The sequence below is a fragment of the Streptomyces sp. NPDC032472 genome (assembly GCF_040636955.1).
Taxonomy (GTDB): Bacteria; Actinomycetota; Actinomycetes; order Streptomycetales; family Streptomycetaceae; genus Streptomyces.
Window position 1 is genome coordinate 34,165 of record NZ_JBEZVK010000042.1, and the last position, 19,165, is coordinate 53,329.

Annotated in this window: 15 protein-coding genes and 1 pseudogene; 8 read left to right on the forward strand and 8 right to left on the reverse strand. The window is 72.6% G+C overall.

Going from position 1 to position 19,165, the window contains the following annotated elements; all coding sequences use genetic code 11:
- Nucleotides 1-6: 6 nt before the first annotated feature.
- Nucleotides 7-1,278: an extracellular solute-binding protein gene (locus tag AB0F11_RS25780; RefSeq protein ID WP_362178150.1), complete on the reverse strand. Its 1,272-nt coding sequence runs from the start codon at nt 1,276-1,278 to the stop codon at nt 7-9.
- Between the two features lie 222 nt (nt 1,279-1,500).
- On the opposite strand from AB0F11_RS25780, the gene AB0F11_RS25785 reads away from it, so the two are divergent.
- From AB0F11_RS25785 to AB0F11_RS25795, 3 genes are all read left to right on the forward strand, one after another.
- Nucleotides 1,501-3,129: a glycoside hydrolase family 13 protein gene (locus AB0F11_RS25785; RefSeq protein ID WP_362178153.1), complete on the forward strand. Its 1,629-nt coding sequence runs from the start codon at nt 1,501-1,503 to the stop codon at nt 3,127-3,129.
- Nucleotides 3,130-3,154: 25 nt separating this feature from the next.
- Nucleotides 3,155-4,201, forward strand: a complete 1,047-nt coding sequence (locus AB0F11_RS25790) for a LacI family DNA-binding transcriptional regulator (RefSeq protein ID WP_361906551.1) — start codon at nt 3,155-3,157, stop codon at nt 4,199-4,201.
- A gap of 68 nt (nt 4,202-4,269) precedes the next feature.
- A complete protein-coding gene (locus AB0F11_RS25795) occupies nt 4,270-5,163 on the forward strand; it encodes a phosphatase PAP2 family protein (protein ID WP_362178156.1) in 894 nt (297 codons plus the stop codon).
- 13 nt (nt 5,164-5,176) lie between these two features.
- Here the strand turns inward: AB0F11_RS25795 and AB0F11_RS25800 are convergent, their stop codons facing one another.
- The 4 genes and pseudogenes from AB0F11_RS25800 to AB0F11_RS25815 form a co-directional block, all read right to left on the reverse strand.
- The gene (locus AB0F11_RS25800; protein ID WP_362178159.1) at nt 5,177-5,608 is read right to left on the reverse strand and encodes a GNAT family N-acetyltransferase; all 432 of its coding nucleotides are present in this window, start codon (nt 5,606-5,608) and stop codon (nt 5,177-5,179) included.
- Nucleotides 5,609-5,616: 8 nt separating this feature from the next.
- On the reverse strand, nt 5,617-6,288 hold the full coding sequence (locus AB0F11_RS25805; protein ID WP_362178162.1) for a hypothetical protein: 672 nt from the start codon (nt 6,286-6,288) through the stop codon (nt 5,617-5,619).
- An 18-nt stretch (nt 6,289-6,306) separates the two neighbouring features.
- On the reverse strand, nt 6,307-6,510 hold the full coding sequence (locus AB0F11_RS25810; RefSeq protein WP_362178164.1) for a DUF397 domain-containing protein: 204 nt from the start codon (nt 6,508-6,510) through the stop codon (nt 6,307-6,309).
- A pseudogene (locus AB0F11_RS25815) lies at nt 6,507-7,261 on the reverse strand (helix-turn-helix transcriptional regulator). Before AB0F11_RS25815 ends, AB0F11_RS25810 begins: the two are co-directional and overlap by 4 nt.
- Before the next feature lie 277 nt (nt 7,262-7,538).
- On the opposite strand from AB0F11_RS25815, the gene AB0F11_RS25820 reads away from it, so the two are divergent.
- From AB0F11_RS25820 to AB0F11_RS25830, 3 genes are all read left to right on the forward strand, one after another.
- Nucleotides 7,539-7,928: an ATP-binding protein gene (locus AB0F11_RS25820; RefSeq protein ID WP_362178218.1), complete on the forward strand. Its 390-nt coding sequence runs from the start codon at nt 7,539-7,541 to the stop codon at nt 7,926-7,928.
- Between the two features lie 198 nt (nt 7,929-8,126).
- Nucleotides 8,127-8,981 carry a helix-turn-helix domain-containing protein gene (locus tag AB0F11_RS25825; RefSeq protein ID WP_362178167.1) on the forward strand — a complete coding sequence of 285 codons (855 nt, stop codon included), beginning with the start codon at nt 8,127-8,129 and terminating at the stop codon, nt 8,979-8,981.
- An 80-nt stretch (nt 8,982-9,061) separates the two neighbouring features.
- Nucleotides 9,062-10,246: a hypothetical protein gene (locus AB0F11_RS25830; RefSeq protein ID WP_362178170.1), complete on the forward strand. Its 1,185-nt coding sequence runs from the start codon at nt 9,062-9,064 to the stop codon at nt 10,244-10,246.
- Between the two features lie 23 nt (nt 10,247-10,269).
- Here the strand turns inward: AB0F11_RS25830 and AB0F11_RS25835 are convergent, their stop codons facing one another.
- Both AB0F11_RS25835 and AB0F11_RS25840 read right to left on the reverse strand, forming a co-directional pair.
- Nucleotides 10,270-10,908 carry a flavin reductase family protein gene (locus AB0F11_RS25835; RefSeq protein WP_362178173.1) on the reverse strand — a complete coding sequence of 213 codons (639 nt, stop codon included), beginning with the start codon at nt 10,906-10,908 and terminating at the stop codon, nt 10,270-10,272.
- Nucleotides 10,909-11,078: 170 nt separating this feature from the next.
- Nucleotides 11,079-12,077: a helix-turn-helix domain-containing protein gene (locus AB0F11_RS25840; protein ID WP_362178176.1), complete on the reverse strand. Its 999-nt coding sequence runs from the start codon at nt 12,075-12,077 to the stop codon at nt 11,079-11,081.
- 112 nt (nt 12,078-12,189) lie between these two features.
- On the opposite strand from AB0F11_RS25840, the gene AB0F11_RS25845 reads away from it, so the two are divergent.
- Entirely contained in the window at nt 12,190-12,513 is a 324-nt protein-coding gene (locus AB0F11_RS25845) for an antibiotic biosynthesis monooxygenase (protein WP_362178179.1), read from the forward strand.
- A 66-nt stretch (nt 12,514-12,579) separates the two neighbouring features.
- Here the strand turns inward: AB0F11_RS25845 and AB0F11_RS25850 are convergent, their stop codons facing one another.
- On the reverse strand, nt 12,580-15,567 hold the full coding sequence (locus AB0F11_RS25850) for a bifunctional [glutamine synthetase] adenylyltransferase/[glutamine synthetase]-adenylyl-L-tyrosine phosphorylase (protein WP_362178182.1): 2,988 nt from the start codon (nt 15,565-15,567) through the stop codon (nt 12,580-12,582).
- A gap of 280 nt (nt 15,568-15,847) precedes the next feature.
- Between AB0F11_RS25850 and AB0F11_RS25855 the strand changes: the two genes are divergently transcribed.
- On the forward strand, nt 15,848-19,051 hold the full coding sequence (locus AB0F11_RS25855; protein ID WP_362178185.1) for a PIG-L family deacetylase: 3,204 nt from the start codon (nt 15,848-15,850) through the stop codon (nt 19,049-19,051).
- Nucleotides 19,052-19,165: the final 114 nt, after the last annotated feature.

Sequence of the window (19,165 nt, forward strand, 5' to 3'; positions counted from 1 at the left end):
TTTTCGTTACTTCCAGCCCTTGAGGATCTTGCGGAACTCGGTGCCGGCGGCCTTGGCCGCGTCCTCGGGGCTCGAGGCCCCGGTGACGGCCTTGGCGTACTCGAGCTTCAGCGGCTCGAAGAGGGCGCCGTTCTCCGGGATCCAGGCGCGCTGGACGGCCTTGTCGACGGCCGGCTTGAAGAACTGGACCATCTCGTTGGACTTGACGTCGGCCTGCTCGTAGGCGGCGGTCCGGGTCGGGAGCAGGCTGAGCTCCTTGGCGGACTGGACCTGGACCTCCTGCGAGGTCAGGTACTCGACGAAGGCGTGCGCGGCGGCGCGGTTCTTCGAACCGGCGTAGACGGCGAGGTCGTGGCCGCCCTGCGGGCCGCCCGCCTTGACCGAGCCGGCCGGGACCGGGGCGATGCCCAGGTTGGCCTTGTCCGTGAACTGCTCGCCGGCGTAGGTGTCCTTGATCGCCCAGGGGCCGTTGATCATCATGGCGACCTGGCCGGTCTTGAAGGCGGTCTGCATGTTCTGGTAGCCGTCGGTGGAGTTGGTGATGGCTGCACCGGAGGTGACCAGGTCGCGGGCGGCCTTGAAGGCCTTCACGCCGGCCGGGCCGTCGACCGTGACGGTCTTGTTCTTGGCGTCGACGAGGTCGCCGCCCTCGCCGTAGATCATCGGCAGGAACCAGTAGGAGTCGTCGCCGCGGAGGTACAGGCCGGTCTTGCCGGTCTTCTCCTTGATCTTGGCGCTGGCCGCCTTCAGCTCCTCCAGGCTGGTGGGGGGCTGGACGCCGGCGTCGGCGAGCATCTTCTTGTTGTAGAAGAGGCCGAGGGTGTCGATGACCTGCGGGACGGCGTAGGTCTTGCCCTCGTACTTGCCGCTGGCCGCGGCCTGCGGCAGGAACTCGGCGTCGACCTTCTTCGCGGTCTCGGCCGGGACCTGGTCCAGGTAGCCGAGCGAGGCGAAGTCGGCGACCCAGCCGACGTCGGCGCGGATCACGTCGGGGGCTTCGGCACCGCTGCTGAAGGCGTTCTTGACCTTGTTCTGCGCGTCGCCGTACGGGACGTTGACGTACTTGACGGTCACCTTCGGGTGCTTCGCGGTGAAGGCCTCCGCGATCTTCTGGAAGCTGGCCTTCTCGGCATCGTTGGAGGTGTCCCACCACGTGACCGTGCCGGAGAGCTCCCCGCCGGCCTTGGTCTCGCCGTCGTCCTTGGTGTCACCGCCGCAAGCCGTCGCCGCGAGCGCCAGGGTCGCGACCAGCGCGGTGGCCGCTATGCCACGCCGCATATGAACTCCTTCGATGATCCCGGCCGCGCCCTCGCGGTCCCGAGTTGCAGGGAACGTAACAAGACTGAAAGCCGACCGAAAGAGCTTGCGGCAATTTTCTGCAAGGTCGGGTGATCGTTACATCCGTGTGTCCTGACGGTTGCCGCAGCTTGCTGGTCGTTCGAACTTCCTTCGGGGCGTCAGGCCCGCAACCACGGGCCGTATGCAGGCGTTGAGCCCGTTATGACCCATGAGCTGACCGCATCCCGGCTTGCAAGCGCTTCCAGCAAGACCGCCGAAAGCGGCGGCTGGTGGCGCGATGCAGTCATCTACCAGGTGTACGTCCGCTCCTTCGCGGACAGCGACGGGGACGGCATCGGCGACCTGCGCGGGGTCCGCTCCCGACTGCCGCACCTGGCCCGGCTCGGGGTCGACGCCGTGTGGCTGACCCCCTTCTACGTCTCCCCCCAGGCCGACGGCGGCTACGACGTCGCGGACTACCGGGCCGTCGACCCCCTCTTCGGGGACCTCTCCGACGCCGACGACCTGGTGCGGGCCGCCCACGCGCTGGGCCTGCGGATCATCGTCGACGTCGTCCCCAACCACACCTCCGACCGGCACCCCTGGTTCCGCGAGGCCCTCGCCGCCGGCCCGGGGAGCGCCGCCCGGGCCCGCTACCACTTCCGGCCCGGCCGCGGCCCCGGCGGTGCGCTGCCGCCCAACGACTGGGAGTCCGTCTTCGGCGGGCCCGCCTGGACGCAGGCCCCCGACGGCGAGTGGTACCTGCACCTGTTCGCCCCCCAGCAGCCCGACCTGGACTGGGAGCACCCCGAGGTCGCCGAGGAGTTCTCCTCCGTCCTGCGCTTCTGGCTCGACCTCGGCGTCGACGGCTTCCGCATCGACGTCGCCCACGGCATGGTGAAGGCCCCCGGCCTGCCCGACATCGGCCGCGGCGCCCAGGCCACCCTGATCGGCACCGAGCCCCTGCCCTTCTTCGACCAGGACGGCGTCCACGCCATCCACCGCTCCTGGCGGCGGCTCCTGGACTCGTACGCCGGTGCGCGCATCGGCGTCGCGGAGGCCTGGGCGCCGACCTCCGAGCGGCTCGCCCTGTACGTCCGCCCCGACGAGATGCACCAGGCGTTCAACTTCCGGTTCCTGAACTGCCCCTGGGACGCGGCCGAGATGCGCACCGTGATCGACGAGTCGCTCGCCGCGACCACCGCCGTCGGCGCCCCCACCACCTGGGTGCTGTCCAACCACGACGTCGTGCGGCACGTCAGCCGGTACGGGGGCGGAGCGCAGGGCCTGGCCCGGGGGCGGGCGGCCGCGCTGCTGATGCTGGCGCTGCCGGGGTCGGCGTACCTCTACCAGGGCGAGGAGCTCGGGCTGCCCGAGGTCTGCGACCTCCCGGACGAGGTCCGCCGGGATCCCGCCTTCCGCCGCACCGCCGGGCAGGACGGGCTGCGCGACGGCTGCCGGATCCCGCTGCCGTGGTCCGGCGAGGAGCCGCCGTACGGGTTCGGCCCGGCCGGGAGCTGGCTGCCGCAGCCCCGGGACTGGGCGCCGCTGAGCGTGGCCGCCCAGACCGGCGACCCGCACTCCACGCTGGAGCTGTACCGGGCCGCCCTGGAGCTGCGCCGGGCGCTGCCGGGGCTGGGCTCGCCGGACGCGGGCCCGCTGGCCTGGCTGCCGGCCCCCGAGGGGGTGCTGCTGTTCACCCGGCCCGGTTTCGCGTGCACCCTCAACAGCCGGCCGCAGGCCCTGGAGCTGGCCTCGCCGGGGCGGCCGGTGCTGTCCAGCGCGCCGGTCGAGACGGACGGCAGGACGGTCCGTCTGCCCCCGGATTCGTGCACGTGGTGGGCTTTGTAGCGTGCGACCGGTACAGTCCAATCCCGTGACCGCACGGCTTGCCGACATCGCAGCCCAGGCGGGGGTCAGCGAAGCCACAGTCAGCCGCGTGCTCAACGGCAAGCCCGGTGTGGCCGCAGGCACCCGCGAATCCGTGCTGGCCGCGCTCGACGTCCTCGGCTACGAGCGGCCCGTGAAGCTGCGCCAGCGCAGCGCGGGCCTGGTCGGGCTGATAACCCCCGAACTGGACAATCCCATCTTCCCGGCGCTCGCCCAGGTCATCGGCCAGGCGCTGACGCGCCAGGGGTACACGCCGGTGCTGGCCACCCAGACCCCCGGCGGGTCCACCGAGGACGAGCTGACCGAGATGCTCGTCGACCGCGGGGTCTCCGGGATCATCTTCGTCTCCGGCCTGCACGCGGACACCACGGCCGACATGGGCCGCTATGACCAACTGCGGGCGCAGGGCGTCCCGTACGTCCTCATCAACGGCTTCTCCGACAAGGTGCAGGCCCCGTTCGTCTCCCCCGACGACCGGGCGGCCATGCAGCTCGCCGTGACCCACCTCGCCGCCCTCGGCCACACCCGCATCGGGCTCGCCGTCGGCCCGAAGCGGTTCGTGCCGGTGCTGCGCAAGATCGAGGGCTTCCGGCTCGGGATGAAGGAGCGGCTCGGCCTCGACGAGGCCGCGGTCGAGGAACTCGTCCAGCACTCCCTTTACACGCTCGAGGGCGGGCAGGCGGCCGGTGCAGCCCTGATCGAGCGCGGCTGCACGGCGATCGTGTGCGCCAGCGACATGATGGCGCTCGGCGCGATCCGGGCGGCCCGCCAGCGGGGGCTGCGGGTGCCGCAGGACGTCTCGGTGGTGGGCTTCGACGACTCCCCGCTGATAGCGTTCACCGACCCGCCGCTGACCACGATCCGCCAGCCCGTGCAGGCCATGGGGCAGGCCGCGGTCCGTACGCTGCTGGAGGAGATCGGCGGCACCCCGGCCCCGCACAGCGAGTTCGTCTTCCTGCCCGAGCTGGTCGTCCGCGGGTCCACCGCGTCCGGCCCCGGGCAGCGTCGGGGACCGGCTCGTCCGCAAGGCTGAGCGGCTGCGGCCAAGACCGTCCCGAGGGATGATCGAAGGCAGGGAGCCATCTGGCAGACTCTTTTCCCATGGGTGAAGCGAGCGTGAAGACACTGGAAACCCGGACGGACGTCTCGTCACCCGTTGTGATCGACGGCGAGCCCCGTCCGGAGGCCCGGGCCGCGCTGCTCACCCGTCTGCGGGCCCCGCGCCGGCCGCGGATCTGGTTCGAGGTCCTGCTCATCGGCGTCAGCTACTGGACGTACTCGCTCATCCGCAACGCCGTGCCCGAGCAGAAGGCCGCGGCGCTCGCGAACGCCGACTGGCTGTGGGGGCTGGAGCACAGCCTGGGCATCGCCGTCGAGAAGACCGTCAACCACGCCGTGAACTCGGTGACGTGGCTGATCGTCGGTATGAACTACTACTACGCCACGCTCCACTTCGTGGTCACCCTCGGCGTGCTGGCCTGGATCTACCGCTTCCATCCGGGGCGGTACGCCGCCGCCCGACTCGTCCTCTTCGCCACCACGGGCGTGGCGCTGGTCGGCTACTACCTCTTCCCGCTGGCCCCGCCGCGGCTGATGAACGGCGGCGGCTTCGTCGACACCGTGCTCGTCCACCACACCTGGGGCTCGATGGCCTCGGGCAACCTCAAGCACATGTCGAACCAGTACGCCGCCATGCCCTCGATGCACATAGGGTGGTCGCTCTGGTGCGGGCTGACCATGTACGCGGTGGCGCGGGCCCCGTGGGCGCGGATCCTGGGCCTGCTCTACCCGACGGCCACGCTGGTCGTCATCGTCTCCACCGCCAACCACTTCTGGCTGGACGCCGCCGGCGGCATGCTCTGCCTGGCCTTCGGATACAGCGTCAGCCGCGCCTGGTACGGCTCCCTGCCGCACCGGCTCCCGCGCCACCCGCTGGCCACGGGCCCCCACCCCGCGACCGCGGCCATGCTGAACCGCTTCCGCACGCGCGCGTAGCGTTCGTTCGTTTTCACTGCTGCCCGAAGGCCATCCACTTCCCCGGCGTGGCCAGCGGCTCGAAGCCCGCCCGGGCGTAGACCTCGTGGGCGTCGGCGGTGGCGAGCAGGATCCGGCGCAGCCCGTACGGCTCCAGGTGCTCCTTCACCGCGGCGACGAGCGCCCCGCCCAGCCCCTTGCCGCGGACCCCGGGATCCACGTAGACGTCGCAGAGCCACGCGAAGGTGGCCCGGTCGGTGACGACCCGGGCATAGGCCACCTGCGCCCCCGACACCTGCTCGTACACCCCGAAGTTCAGCGACCCGCCGATCGCCTCCTCCTGCTTCTGCCGACTGCGCCCGAGGGCCCAGTACGCGTCCTCGGACAGCCACCGGTGGATCCGTGCGACGTCGAGCCGGGCGGGGTCGGCGGAGATCTCGTAGCCCTCGGGCAGTGCAGCGCTCATCCCGGCAGTCAACCAGCGCCCGGCGCCCCGGTCGAGCCGATATCCCCCGGTCGCCCGGTGAGGGCATCGATGTGCTCCGGCTGGGCCAGGACGGACATCGCCGCTTCTTGTCTGCGATGGAGTGCGGCGGCGTCCTGACGCAACACGCGAAGGTGTTTGCGCATCCGCAACCGCGTCCGCCACGGGTGCCACAGCGCCCGGAGCAGGTGTTGCGCCGTCGCCTGCCGATATTCCTCGCACTGCGTCGTGAGTTCTTCGAGCGACTCACCCAGGACACCGCCCAGGCGGAGATCGACGACCCTGATGACCTCGCACTGCAGGGCCCGCTCCTCGCTGCCTCCGGCAAAGTCCAGGACCCTGCGGGGTATGCCGGCCGAGAGCGCAGCCACCACAAGGTCCGAGATCGCCTCCCGCTGGGCATGCTCGGCGTCACTGCCGTCCTCCAGGACCGCCGTGACGCCGAAACGTGCCGTGGCGAGCGGCCGAGCCCCGACCAAGTGCGGCGACGGACTCCTCCGCCCGCTCGGCACGATGTCGCACACCCTGTCGCGCACCGCTGCGACGCGGAGGAGCTGTTGCATGACCGCTGCTCGCAGCTGCCGGCGTTCCTGGTTCTTGGAGAGGTAGTTGGTCACCGCCGCGCCGACGACACCGCCGGCCGTGGTGTACGCCAAGTCCATCCATCCAGGCATGGAGCCCTAGGCGGCCGCGTGGGCCACGAAACCGGCCCAGGCGGCGGGGCTCAGCGCCAGCCGGTCCCCGTCGGCGATCTTCGAGTCCCGGACCAGGACCGTGCCGGGCAGGTGGGCGACCTCGACGCAGTTAGGCCCATCGTTGGTGCTGTAGCTGCTCTTGACCCACGCCAGCGCAGAGAGGGCGTCGGCTGACGGCTTGATGCTCATGTCTCCCCCAGTACCTTCTCGATGAATGTCAGTGATTCGCGAGGCGTCAGAGCCTGTGCTCGGATCATGCCATAGCGCATGTCCAGAATCTGGACCTCCTTGGGCTCGGTGATCAAGCGGCTGACCAGCTGAACTTCGTTGTGTCCCACCGTGGTTCCGTCCTTAAGCCGCATGACCGTGAGCGACCCGGCGAGGCCGGCGTGCTCCTCGACGGCAGTAGGCATCACCTGGATCTCGACATGCCGCAAGCTGCCAACCTCCAGCAGATGTTCGAGCTGGCGGCGCAACACCATCTTGCCCCCGACTGGTCGCCGAAGCACCGCCTCTTCCAGGACGCTTGTCAGAAGCGGTGCCGCATGCTGGTGAACGACACCCTGACGCGCCAACCGCGCTGCGACCAGTCGTGCAAGCTGATCCTCTGAGTACGCGGGCCTACGCAGTGCGTAGAGGGCGCGTGCGTACTCCTCGATCTGGAGTAGGCCGGGCACCACAATGTTGTCGTACCAGCCGATCTCAAACGACTGGGACTCCAACTTGGCCAGATCTCGGACATTCTTGGGATAGCGAGCCTATCGATGTCCGCTTTCATTGCGGCAATTTTCCCACCCGCCCCCAACACCTCGTCCGCCTTGTCCAAAAACTCGGGGCGGGGAATACGGGCACCCCGTTCGATCTTGTAGATCAGGTTCGAGCCGTACCCCATCCGCTTACCGAACTGTGCACGGTCAAGGCCTGCTGCCTCCCGCCACATCTTTAACTGACGCCCCACAGCAGCGATTACCGCCCCAGTTTCCTCCTCCGGATCGAGTTCCCAGCTCGACTCGTCCGCATCATCTGCACTCACGGCCACCTCCCAAGGACCGGTGGGACAGGACTGGACAGTCCTGGACAGCCGCTGTACACAGCGGCCTCAGATCTGTTCAGGTTACGCACGGGCGGCCACGCTGAGTCACGTGAATCAGGAAATCTCCCTCGTCGCCACCCTCCCCGCGACCCCGCGCGGCGCTCGGGCCGCACGCGCCCTCACGGTGTCCCAACTCACGGAACACCGACTTCCGTTCGAGGACGCCGCGCAGGTCGTGGCCGAGCTCGCCGCGAACGCGGTGACGCACGGGAGGGTGCCGGGCCGCGGCTTCCGGCTCCGGCTGGGCATCCGGCCCGGTCCTACGCTCCGTATCGAGGTGTCGGACACCCGCGCCGAGGCGGTGCCGGAGGCCCAAGCGCCCGGCCTGGACGCCGAGTCGGGACGGGGGCTGCTCCTGGTGTCCGCCCTCTCCGCCCGCTGGGGTATGGATCACGGCCCGGTTCCCCTCAAAACGGTGTGGGCGGAAATGGATCTGCCGATTCCCCTTTCACCGGATCGAGGTTTTCACGTCCCGGTGGAGCGGGAACCGGTAGCGCACGACGCCAAGGAGTAAACAACCGGGGGAAATGACCTTTCCCAACCTCCCCCCTCCCCCTCTCACTCGGTCGGGTGAAAGCGCCCAACAGGACTGGCGTGAATGCCGATTCAGGCGGCACCCTCACCTCAACAACCCCAAAAACGCAATCGGCCCTCGGCCGGGACTGGCATCCCGAACGAGGGCCTGACCACACGGAAGAAACCCCACTTCCCCATGGCTGACCAGCAGCTTAGCGCGCCCATGCGCGTCTCGTCCGGCATCCGGCACATCAACCGCGATCACCGTTCGCGGTACGTCAAGATCGGCAACCACCTCGCCCAGCACCGCGAGTTGAGCATCACGGCGATCGGGCTGGCCACGCACATCCAGTCGCTCCCGGCCGGCGCCAAGGTGACCATCAAGGCCCTGGCCGAACGCTTCCCGGAGGGCGAGGTCCGGATCGCCGCCGCCCTGCGCGAGCTGGAGGAACACGGCTACCTGGCCCGCTTCCAGGAGCGGCTGCCGTCGGGCCGCGTCGTGACGTGCACGGTGTCGTACAACAACCCGCCCGCCCTGAAGGCGGAGGCAGACGGCGACGAGCCGCCGCCGGAGCCCCCGGCCCCGAAGCGCAGCCGCCCCGAGCAACAGCCACCGCCCGCCGAGCCGGATCCGGGACCGCTACCGGAGCCGACAGCGGCCGCCTCCCCCCAGGTACACGCCGAGGCGGCAACCCTGCTGGCCCGGCTGCGGCTGCGGGATCCCCGCCTGGTGCTCTCGGAGCGCGACGTGGCCCGCCTGGCCCCGGCCGTGGCGGCCTGGCTGGAGCGCGGGCTGCGGCCGAGCGCGGTGAGCGCGACCCTGACCGGCGGCCTGCCCCTGGCCCCGATCCACTCCCCGTACGCCCTGCTGGCGCACCGCCTGCGCGAGCTGATCCCGCCCCGCCTGCCGGACCGCCCGACGCCCCCGGGCCCGTACCGCCGGGAGCGCGAGGTCCACCCGATCCAGACCTGCCAGACCTGCGACCGCGTGGCCTTCCGCTCCCCCACGCCGGGCAACTGCGCAGCCTGCTCCACCCCCGCAGTCGCCTGAGCCGATCAGTCGACGCAGGCGGCGTGAGATGCTCTGGGCGCATGATCATGACAGACAAGGGTTGAGGGCAGGCAGTAGCAGTGGGAGCGAGTGGCGAGCGGCCGTCCGTCAGCGACGAGGAGTGGGCCGAGTTCGTGCGGCGGGCCGAGGAGGAGCCCGGGCAAGGGCCCAAGGAGCCGTCCGCGCGGGCGCGGATGGTGACCGAGCGGCTGCGGCAGGAGGATGCCGAGCGGGCCGCGGCCGCCGGGCGCGGGAAGTGGTTCCGGCGGAAGGCCCAGCCCGAGCGGAACGAGCCGCCCGGGTGGCGGACCGGTCCGGCCTGGCAGGACATGCAGGGCCGCAGAAGGCGCGGTCGGCTCAAGCCGGCCCTCGCCGTCGTGCTGATCGCCGGACTGGCCCTCGTGGTCCTGCGGCCGTCGCTGCTCATCGACCGGCTGACGGGCAAGGCCGACCAGGACGCGAAGAGCCGGCAGCCGCTGGCGGCGGAGTCGGTACGCCCGACAGCGCCGCCGACCGGGCAGTACCCCGACCGTCCCACGCTGAAGGAGCCGTTCCGGGGCTCCCCCGCCGTCCAGTGGGCGGAAGGCGAGGCCGCCATCGAGCTGCCCGAGGCGAAGGCCGTCGGCGGGCTCACGGCCGAGCAGGTCGCGGAGGGGCTGAAGCGGACCAAGCAGCTGCTGGTGCTGTCCAACCTGGACCCCGCCACGCTGGGCGGCGGCCGGCCCGACGCGGCGGTGAAGCTGCTGGAACCGCGCCAGGAGAGCGTGTACGGGATGCTGGTGAAGGGCCTGGAGGCGCCCGGCAAGGACCAGGACCCCGTATGGATGTTCACCCGCTTCAACCCGGCGGAGGTCCGGCTGGCGGGCAGCGTCGTCAAGACGCGCGGACGGATGACCTTCGAGGCCGGGCAGCGGCCCGGTGAGGTGCTGGTCAAGGCCGACTACACCTTCGTGTACCCGCTGGTGCGGGCGAAGGCGGGGTCGGACGAGGTCGCCCGCACCGTGGTCCGCCGCCAGCTCACCGTGGCCCTGGACGACCCGCAGCGGTACGCGGTGACCGCGGGCACCCTGGCGGTGGTCGACTACCCGAACGACATAGGCAACTCGGCGTGCGGCGTCCACGACGGATTCCTGCACCCGTCCTTCCCCAGCGACGCCCGGCCCGCGGGAGAAGCCCCGAGCGGCCCGACGACGGACCCGTACGACCGCAGCAAGGACATCAGCCGCCAGGACGACGAAGGCTGCGGCACGGTCTCCCGCACCTGACGGCGGGGCCGCCGGAGGCCTGCTCAGACGTTCGCCGACGGGAGCTGGTGAGGCATGTTCCAGCCCTCGGCGAGTCTCGACGGGTGCACGTTGCGTCCCCCGCCGAAGAACTCGCAGAACTTCATGATCAGCGGGTCCCAGCCGAGCGGGTCCACGTGGTGCGTCCCCGGGATGACCAGGTCTTCCTCGACATGAGCGCGGAGGACCTCGACCTCGAAGGCGGTGGCGTGCGGTTCGGGACCGCCGAAGGGATGGGCCGAGACGACCCTGCATTCCAGCTGGACCGGGCATTCCGCAACCCTGGGGGCCCGGACCAGGTCCGATGCCTGCTCGGTCAGCTGCGCGGTCGCGAACTTGTCCGGCTCGTACCGGTAGCCCTGCTTCGCCTTGTAGGGCGGCATGGCCGGCTTTCCGGTGGTGAGCGCGATCCGGTCGACGGTGTCGACCATCGCGGACGAGGGCAGGTTGAGCACGCACTCGCCTTCCCGGAGCAGGTTCGCGGTGGTCTGGGCGTTGTTGCCGAGACCGAGCATGCAGGACTGGCCGAGCCACCATGCCGAGGACATCGGCGCGAGGTTCGCCCTGCCGTCCTCGTTCAGTGAGCTGATCAGCACCACCGGAGTTCCGAAGTACAAGACCTTGAGGCCGGGGACGACGTGCATGCGCGGTGCCTTTCGCGGAGTGCCGGACGGACAGGTCCGCGATCAGGAAGAACACGGACCGCCGCCGACTCTCTCGTGAGCGGGACGCCAACGCTGGCGGTAATACGACGTCGCGCTTCGGACGGGGGGGGGGACGATCGTCCGCACTCATCCGCACGGTGCAGCGCGATTCACCGGGAAACGTCACTGGGCGGCTCCACCGGTCGGGCCGACTGGCTGCGGAGCCGGCCCGGCGTGGTGCCGAGGCGTTCGCGCAGGAGGCTGCTGAGGGTGGAGGCGTTCTCGTAGCCGACGCGGGAGGCGACGGCCTCGGTGGGGAGGTCGGTGGTGCGCAGCAGGTGGGCGGCCTGTTCCAGGCGGATGGTCTGGGCGAACCGCAGGGGTGAGACGCCCAGCACCTTGTCCACGGCCCGCTGGAGGGTCCGCTCGCTCACGCCGACCGCCCGGACCGCATCGGCCATCCGCAGCGGCCGGTCGATGTGCTCCCGCACCCAGCGCTCGAAGGCGCCGACCGTGGGGTCCGTGCGGGCGAGGTGGCTCGGGATCGCGTAACCGGCCTGCGTGGGACGGTCGTCGACCACCAGGTAGCGGGCCGTGAGTTCCGCGAGGACGGGGCTCGCCTCCCGTACGAGGGCGAGTGCGAGGTCGAGGTGTGCCATGGCCGCTCCGGCGGTGGTGACCCCCTCGGCGTGGGCCAGCATGTTGCTCTCGTCCAGGGCCACTTCGGGGTAGGCCTGCCGGAAGGCCGGCGCCAGCCACCAGCTGGTGGTGGCGCGGAGACCGTCCAGGACCCCGGCCTCGGCGAGCAGGAACGTGCTCGTGCAGGCCGCGGCCAGCGGCACGCCGTCGGCGCGGGCCTGGCGCAAGGCCTCCCGTTCCGGCTGGCGTTCCGGTGCGGCCACCCAGTCCAGCAGCGGCTCGGGCTGCTTGGGTCCGGCGCCCGGTACGAGGAGGAGGTCGGGCCGCGGGGCGTCCTCGACGGCGACGGCTTCGATCACATGCCCGGAGGCGGTACGCACCGCCCCGCGCCCGCTGACCCGGGTCGCTTCCCAGCGCGGCGGGGGATGGGGCAGCTCTTCCCGCAGCTCGTTGGCCATCTGGAGGACGTCGAGGACCGCCGCCAGCCCGGAGTCGAAGAGTCCATCCATCACCAGCACCGATATCCGCATGTCGGAAACGGTAAAACATCCGGCGGATCCGCCTCTGACGGCGGCCACGGAGGCGCCCATACGGTGAGGACATCACCCAGCGCGGTATCTCACCGCAGAAGGAGAACCTCACATGACCAGCGCTTTCGTCCCCCAGACCACCCGCGTCGGCCTGCTCGCCCGCATCGAGGCCAAGCCGGAGCACGCCGGAGACGTCGAGGAGCTCCTCACCGGCGCCCTCACCCTGGCCCAGCAGGAGACCGGGACCACCGTCTGGTTCGCCCTGCGCCTCGGCCCGACCACCTTCGGCATCTTCGACGCCTTCGGCGGCGACGAGGCCCGCACCGCCCACCTCCAGGGCCGGATCGCCGCGGCCCTCATGGAGAACGCCCCGAAGCTCCTCGCCGAGTCCCCCGAGATCCTCCCGGTCGACATCCTGGCGGCCAAGCTCCCCTAGCGCTCTGACCGCAAAGCACGGCCGACCAGCACACGAGGAGCCCGGCGAACCTTCCCGGTCAGAGCGCTAGCCGGCGTAGAAGAGGTCGTCGACGACGGCTCGGGCGCGGCGGGTGGTGCGGCGGTAGTCGTCCAGGAGTTCGCCGACCGTGCCCTCCGCGTAGCCGAGGTAGCGGCCCACGGCGCCCAGTTCGCGGGCCTCCGAGGGGAAGGTGTCGCCGGCCCGGCCGCGGACCAGCATGACCGCGTTGCGGACCCGGGTCGCCAGGACCCAGGCCTCGTCGAGGATCTGGGCCTCCTCGGTGGGGATCAGACCGGCGGCGTGGGCGGCGGCCAGGGCCTCGCGGGTGCGGGTGGTGCGCAGGCCCGGCTCGGCCCAGGCGTGGCGCATCTGGATCAGCTGGACGGTCCACTCGACGTCGCTGAGTCCGCCGCGGCCCAGCTTGGTGTGCAGGGTCGGGTCGGCGCCGCGCGGCAGCCGCTCCGACTCCATGCGCGCCTTCAGGCGGCGGATCTCGCGGACCGCGTCGTCGCCGAGGCCCTCGGACGGGTAGCGCAGGGGGTCGACCAGCTCGATGAAGCGGCGGCCGAGGTCCGGGTCGCCGGCGACGGGCTCGGCGCGCAGCAGGGCCTGGCTCTCCCAGGTCAGGGACCAGCGGCGGTAGTAGGCGGCGTAGGAGGAGAGGGTGCGCACCAGGGGGCCTGAGCGGCCCTCGGGGCGCAGGTCGGCGTCGATGAGCAGCGGCGGGTCGGCGGTGGGGAGCTGGAGCAGGCGGCGCATCTCGGCGATGACGGCCTGGGCGGCCTTCGCGGCCTCCTGCTCGTCGACGCCCTCGCGGGGCTCGTGGACGAACAGGACGTCGGCGTCGGAGCCGTAGCCGAGCTCGTGCCCGCCGAAGCGGCCGACGCCGATGATCGCGAAGCGGGTGGGCAGGGTCTCGCCCCACTCGGCGCCGACGGCGGCGCGCAGGGCGCCGGCGACGGTGGCGGCGGTCAGGTCGGAGACGGCGTTGCCGACGCGGTCGACGAGGGCGCCGCGGTCCTCCTCGGCGGGGCTGTCCTCCGTACCGTACGAGGCGATGATGTCGGCGGCGGCGGTGCGGAAGAGCTCGCGCCGGCGGACCCCGCGGGCGGCGGCGACCGCGGCCTCGGCGCTGTCGGCGCGGCCGACGGCGGCCAGCACCTCCTGTTCGAGGGCCTCGTGCGTACGGGACTGCAGGCCCTCGGGGTCGCCGAGGAGGGCGACGGCCTCGGGGGCGCGCATCAGCAGGTCGGGGGCGAGGCGGCCGGCGGACAGGACGCGGGCCAGGTTCTCGGCGGCGGCGCCCTCGTCGCGCAGGAGTCGCAGGTACCACGGGGTCTTGCCGAGGGCGTCGGAGACCTTGCGGAAGTTCAGCAGGCCGGCGTCCGGGTCGGCGGAGTCGGCGAACCAGCCCAGCATCACGGGCAGGAGGGTGCGCTGGATGGCGGCCTTGCGGGTGACGCCGGAGGCGAGGGCCTCCAGGTGGCGCAGGGCGGAGGCCGGGTCGGCGTACCCGAGGGCTTCGAGGCGCTGGCCGGCGGCCTGCGGCGAGAGCCGGGTCTCGCCGGGGGCGAGCTGGGCGACGGCGTCGAGGAGCGGCCGGTAGAAGAGCTTCTCGTGGAGGCGGCGGACCACGGTGGCGTGGCGGCGCCAGGCCTTGTTGAGCTCGGCGACGGGCTCGGTGCGCAGGCCGAGGGAGCGGCCGAGGCGGCGCAGGTCGGCCTCGTCCTCGGGGACGAGGTGGGTGCGCCGGAGCCGGTAGAGCTGGATGCGGTGCTCCATGGCGCGCAGGAAGCGGTACGCGTCGTTCAGCTGGGCGGCGTCGGCGCGCCCGACGTAGCCGCCGGCGGCGAGGGCGTGCAGGGCGTCGAGGGTGGTGCCGGAGTGCAGGGCGGGGTCGCTGCGGCCGTGGACGAGCTGGAGCAGCTGCACGGCGAACTCGACGTCGCGCAGGCCGCCGGGGCCGAGCTTCAGCTCGCGGTCGACCTGGGAGGCGGGGATGTTGTCGACGACGCGGCGGCGCATCTGCTGGACGTCGGCGACGAAGTTCTCGCGCTCGGCGGCCTGCCAGACGAGCGGAGTTATGGCGTCGATGTACTGGGCGCCGAGCTCCGGATCGCCGGCCACAGCGCGGGCCTTGAGCAGGGCCTGGAACTCCCAGGTCTTGGCCCAGCGTTGGTAGTACGCGAGATGGGAGGCGAGGGTGCGGACCAAGGGGCCGTTGCGGCCCTCGGGGCGGAGGTTGGCGTCGACGGGCCAGATGGTGCCCTCGACAGTGGTCTCGGAGCAGATCCGCATGAGGTGGCTGGCGAGGCGGGTGGCGGCCTGCAGGGCCTTGGACTCGTCGGCGCCGTTGGCGGCGTCCCCGACGAAGATGACGTCGACGTCGGAGACGTAATTCAGTTCGTTGCCGCCGCACTTGCCCATGGCGATGACGGCGAGGCGGCACTGCGCCGCGTCCTCGGGGGCGGCGGAGCCCGCGATGCGCAGGGCGGCGCGCAGGGTGGCGGTGGCGAGGTCGGCGAGCTCGGCGGCGGTCTGAGCGACGTCGATGGTGCCGCAGACGTCGCGGGCGGCGATGGAGAGCAGGCAGCGGCGGTACGCCACGCGCAGCGCGACGGGGTCGTGGGCCTGGGCGAGGCCCTGCTCGAACTCGGCGAGGCCGGGGTGCAGGTCGGCGGCCTCGTAGGTGACGAGGGCGTGCCAGTCGCGGGGGTGGCGGGCGAGGTGGTCGGCGAGGGCCTCGGAGGCGCCGAGCACGCCGAGGAGGCGGTCGCGCAGGGGTTTGGCGCTGACGAGGGTGTCGAGGAGGACGGGGCGCTCCTCGGCCGACTGGGCCTCGGCGAGGCGGACCAAGCCGCGCAGGGCCAGGTCGGGGTCGGCGGTGGCGCCGAGGGCGTCGAGGAGGACGGGGTCGGTGCGGACGCCGGCCAGCGCAGCGGAGTCGAGCAGCCGGGCGGCGGCCGAGGGGTCGGTGAAGCCGCTGCGCAGCAGCCTCATGAAGGTACTGCTCCTGCGTCCCGGGGTGGTCACCCGCCGCCTCCTGCGTACGTACGTCTGCGCTGTTGCCGCTGTCGTTGCCGCTGTCGTTGCCGCTGTTGATGCCGCTGTTGATGCCGTTGCTGGTGTCGAGCCTAGCCGGAGCAGGCGTTCGACTCACGGTGTGTCCCTGCACGTACCATGAGGCGGATTGTCGGATTATCTACTTGCTTGCCTGAAGCCTGACCCCCTTCGGCCGCCCTCCGACACCGGGGGCCGCGCCTGCCTGCCCGCCCTGCCCGCCCTGCCTGCTGACCCGGCCACGAGGACCCACATGCCCGACGGACACCCCGGCACGGGGCCCTGGCATGCCGATCCGCAGGCCGCGGGGTGGTACGGGCACCCCGACGCCGGGTACGCGCCCCAGGCCCCGCAACCGGGCCCGGACCCCTACCCGTACCCGGACTTGCCCCCGGACGCGCACGCGTACCCGGCGCCGACGGGGCACCCCGGTCCGGTCATGTCGCCGGCGGTCGGGGGCATGCCGCCGCACGCACAGCAGCCGGCCCCGTCCCCGATCGGCCACCCCGACCCGGGGTACGCGCCCCAGGCCGCGCACCCGTACCCGTACCCCGGGCTGCCGGGCGTTGCCGCGCCCGGTCCGGGCGGCCCGCCGGCGTACGGGCACCCCGTCCTCGGCATCGCGGGCATACCGCCCCACACGCAGCAGCCGACCCCGTCTGCGGGTGGGGAGGCCGCGGGCGCCGGCGCGTGGCCGGACCACCGGTACCCGGCCCACGGCCACCCGGAGTCCCTGCACCCCGCCCACGACTTCGCCACCGCCCCGCCCGAACCCGCCTGGCAGGGCCACCCGTCCGAGGCCCACGGACCTGCCGGTGCCGCGTACGAGGAGGAGCGCCGGGCCGGCGCTCCCGTCGACGCGCCGTACGACCAGGGCTACGGCAACACCGGCCACCCCGGCGCGGCCGACCCGGCAGCCGCCCCGGCCGACCGGCCGGGCTCCGGCCGCGCCGCGGCCCGCCGCGCCCGTACGGGTACGACCGACACCGCCGCAGCGGACCGGACCGGCCGGACCGAGGCACCGGCCGCCCGGCCCCCGGTCGGCACCAACTCCCGTACGGCCGAAGCGGAGTCCGCAGCCGGCCGCCGCACCGCTCGCCGTGGCCGTACGGGCGAAACCGGAGCCGCGGCCGAGGAGGCCGCCACCGGCCGCCGCGCCGCGCGGCGGGGCCGTGGCGACGGCGTCGAGACGGCCCCGGGCCGGCGGCGCGGCACGCGCGGTCGGGCGGCCGTCGGCAACGCCACCGCACCCGAAACCACCGCTGCCGGAGCCGGCGACGGCGCCGGGGCGGCCCCGCGCGCCGCGCGCCGGGCCTCCGGCGGGCGCCGGGCATCCGGCGGCCGGGTCGGGCGGCGGCTCGTCAAGGCCGTGGGGTTCGTCGCGGCGGTGGCCGCCGGCAGCATGCTCGTCCTCCGGGGCAACGAGGTGCTCGGCGGCCTCTCCGCCCGCCCCGAGCCCCCCGCCAAACCGGCGGCGGCCGGTCCCGCCGGTCCGGCCGAGGCGCCCGACCCCGGACGCGTGCTGCAGATCGTCGCCCACCCGGACGACGACCTGTACTTCATGAACCCGGACCTGCGGTACTCCATAGCCGCCGGCCACCCCGTCACCACCGTGTACCTCACCTCCGGCGAAGCCGACGGCATCAACGCGGGCGAGGCCAAGCAGGCCTCCACCCCGGCCAACAAGCCCGCCTACGCCGAGGCCCGCCAGAACGGCATCCGCGCCGCCTACGCCGCCATGGCCACGGGCGACCGCACCAGCGCCTGGAAGCGCACCACGGTCCCCACCCAGGGCGGCGGCCAGGCCGAGGTCGACGTCCTCGCCGCCAAGCCCGAGGTCAACCTCGTCTGGCTCCAGCTGCGCGAGGCGGGCAACGTCTACGACGACGTGCCCGACAGCCTGCGCGGCCTGTGGAACGAGCGGACGGCCCGGCTGGAGTCGGCGCTCGCCTCCGGCAGCCCGGTCAAGCAGCGGTTCTCGTACTCCAAGGACCAGGTCGTCCGGACCCTCGTCGGCGTCCTGGAGCAGTACCGGCCCACCACCGTCCGCGCGCAGGACCCGACCCCCGGCCGCTTCACCGACACCAAGCGGTACACCGACCACCAGGACCACTTCTACGGCGCCCGCTTCGTGCAGGCCGCCCTCGCCGCGTACGCCAAGGACGTCAAGGACCGCCCGCACTTCGCCGTGCAGAACTACGTCGGCTACTTCAACGGCTCCCTGCCCAGCGCCCTGGACCCCGACGAGGCCAAGCGGAAGCTGGACATCATGGAGATCTACGCCTGGCGCGACAAGCAGAACCACTGCGGCAGCGGCGCCGGCTGCGGCGACCTGAAGGTCGCCGACCACCCGGCCGGCAACAACTGGACCTCCTCCATCAACTACGCCCGCGGGACCGGTACCTCCTGGCTGGCCTCCGACAAGGACCACGGCCTGTGGGCCTTCAAGGTGCTCGACGGCCAGGTCGCCCTGTGGCACCGCGCAGGCCCGATCGGCCCGTGGAGCGGCCCCGATCTGCTCCCCGGCACCGGCATGGACCCCGGCATCTCCACCGTCGCCCTCCCCGACGGCCGGATCGCCGCCTTCGGCACCCGCACGTCCTTCGGGGCGCGGCCCGCGGAATACCGGCGCGAGGTCGTGTACGCGGTCCAGAAGGCGCCGGGCGCGAAGGAGTTCGGGGACTGGCAGTCCCTGGGCACGCCGGAGACGGCGGACGACACCTGGACCTCCGACATCAGCGCCCCCGCGGTCTCGGCCGACGGCACCGGCCGGCTCGCGGCGTACGTGCGCGACGGCGCGGGCACGCTGCGCGGGCGGGTCCAGGGCGCGGGCACGGGCACGGGCACGGGCGCCGACGGCAGTTGGGGCCCGTGGGAGCGGTACGGCGGCAGCGACCTGCACGGCACCCCGGCGACCGCCACCGACGGGGCCGGACGGCGCATGGTGTTCGCGGCGACGACGAAGTCGGTCACGGCCTGGGCGCAGCCGAAGCCCGGAGCCCCGCTGGGCCCGGCCGCGCCGACCGGCCTGCCGGACACGACGCTGCCGATCACCGCGGAGGGCCGCGAGGGCGGGGTGCGGCTGTGGTTCCGCAAGCCGGGCTCGGGCAACGTCCGTACGGCCCTGGTGACCGGCGGCGACGGCGGGCCGAAGGTGAACAACCTGACCGACCTGGGCGGGCTCCAGGGCTTCGGCGCGGTCGCGGCGAGCGGGCACGTACTGGCGGGCCGCTCGGCCGGCGGGCAGCTGGGCTCGGACCTGGGGCAGGGCCGGGCGTGGGAGCGGTCGGGGCTGATGTTCGTCGGGGCGCCGTCGGCGACGATGACCGGCCGGAACACGGTCAGCCTGGCGGTGGTGGGGCTCGACGCGCGGCTGTACGTGACCTCGTCGACGGACGAGGGGGACGCGTACCTGGCGCCGTGGCAGCCGGTGGGCCCGCGCAACGCGGGACGGTAGGCGGAGGCCCGGCGGGGGGGCGTCCACGTGCCGGGCGCCCACGTGCCGGGCGTCCACATGCCGGGCGTCCACATGCCGACCCGCATCCGTCGATCGCAGCCCCACACGGCACAA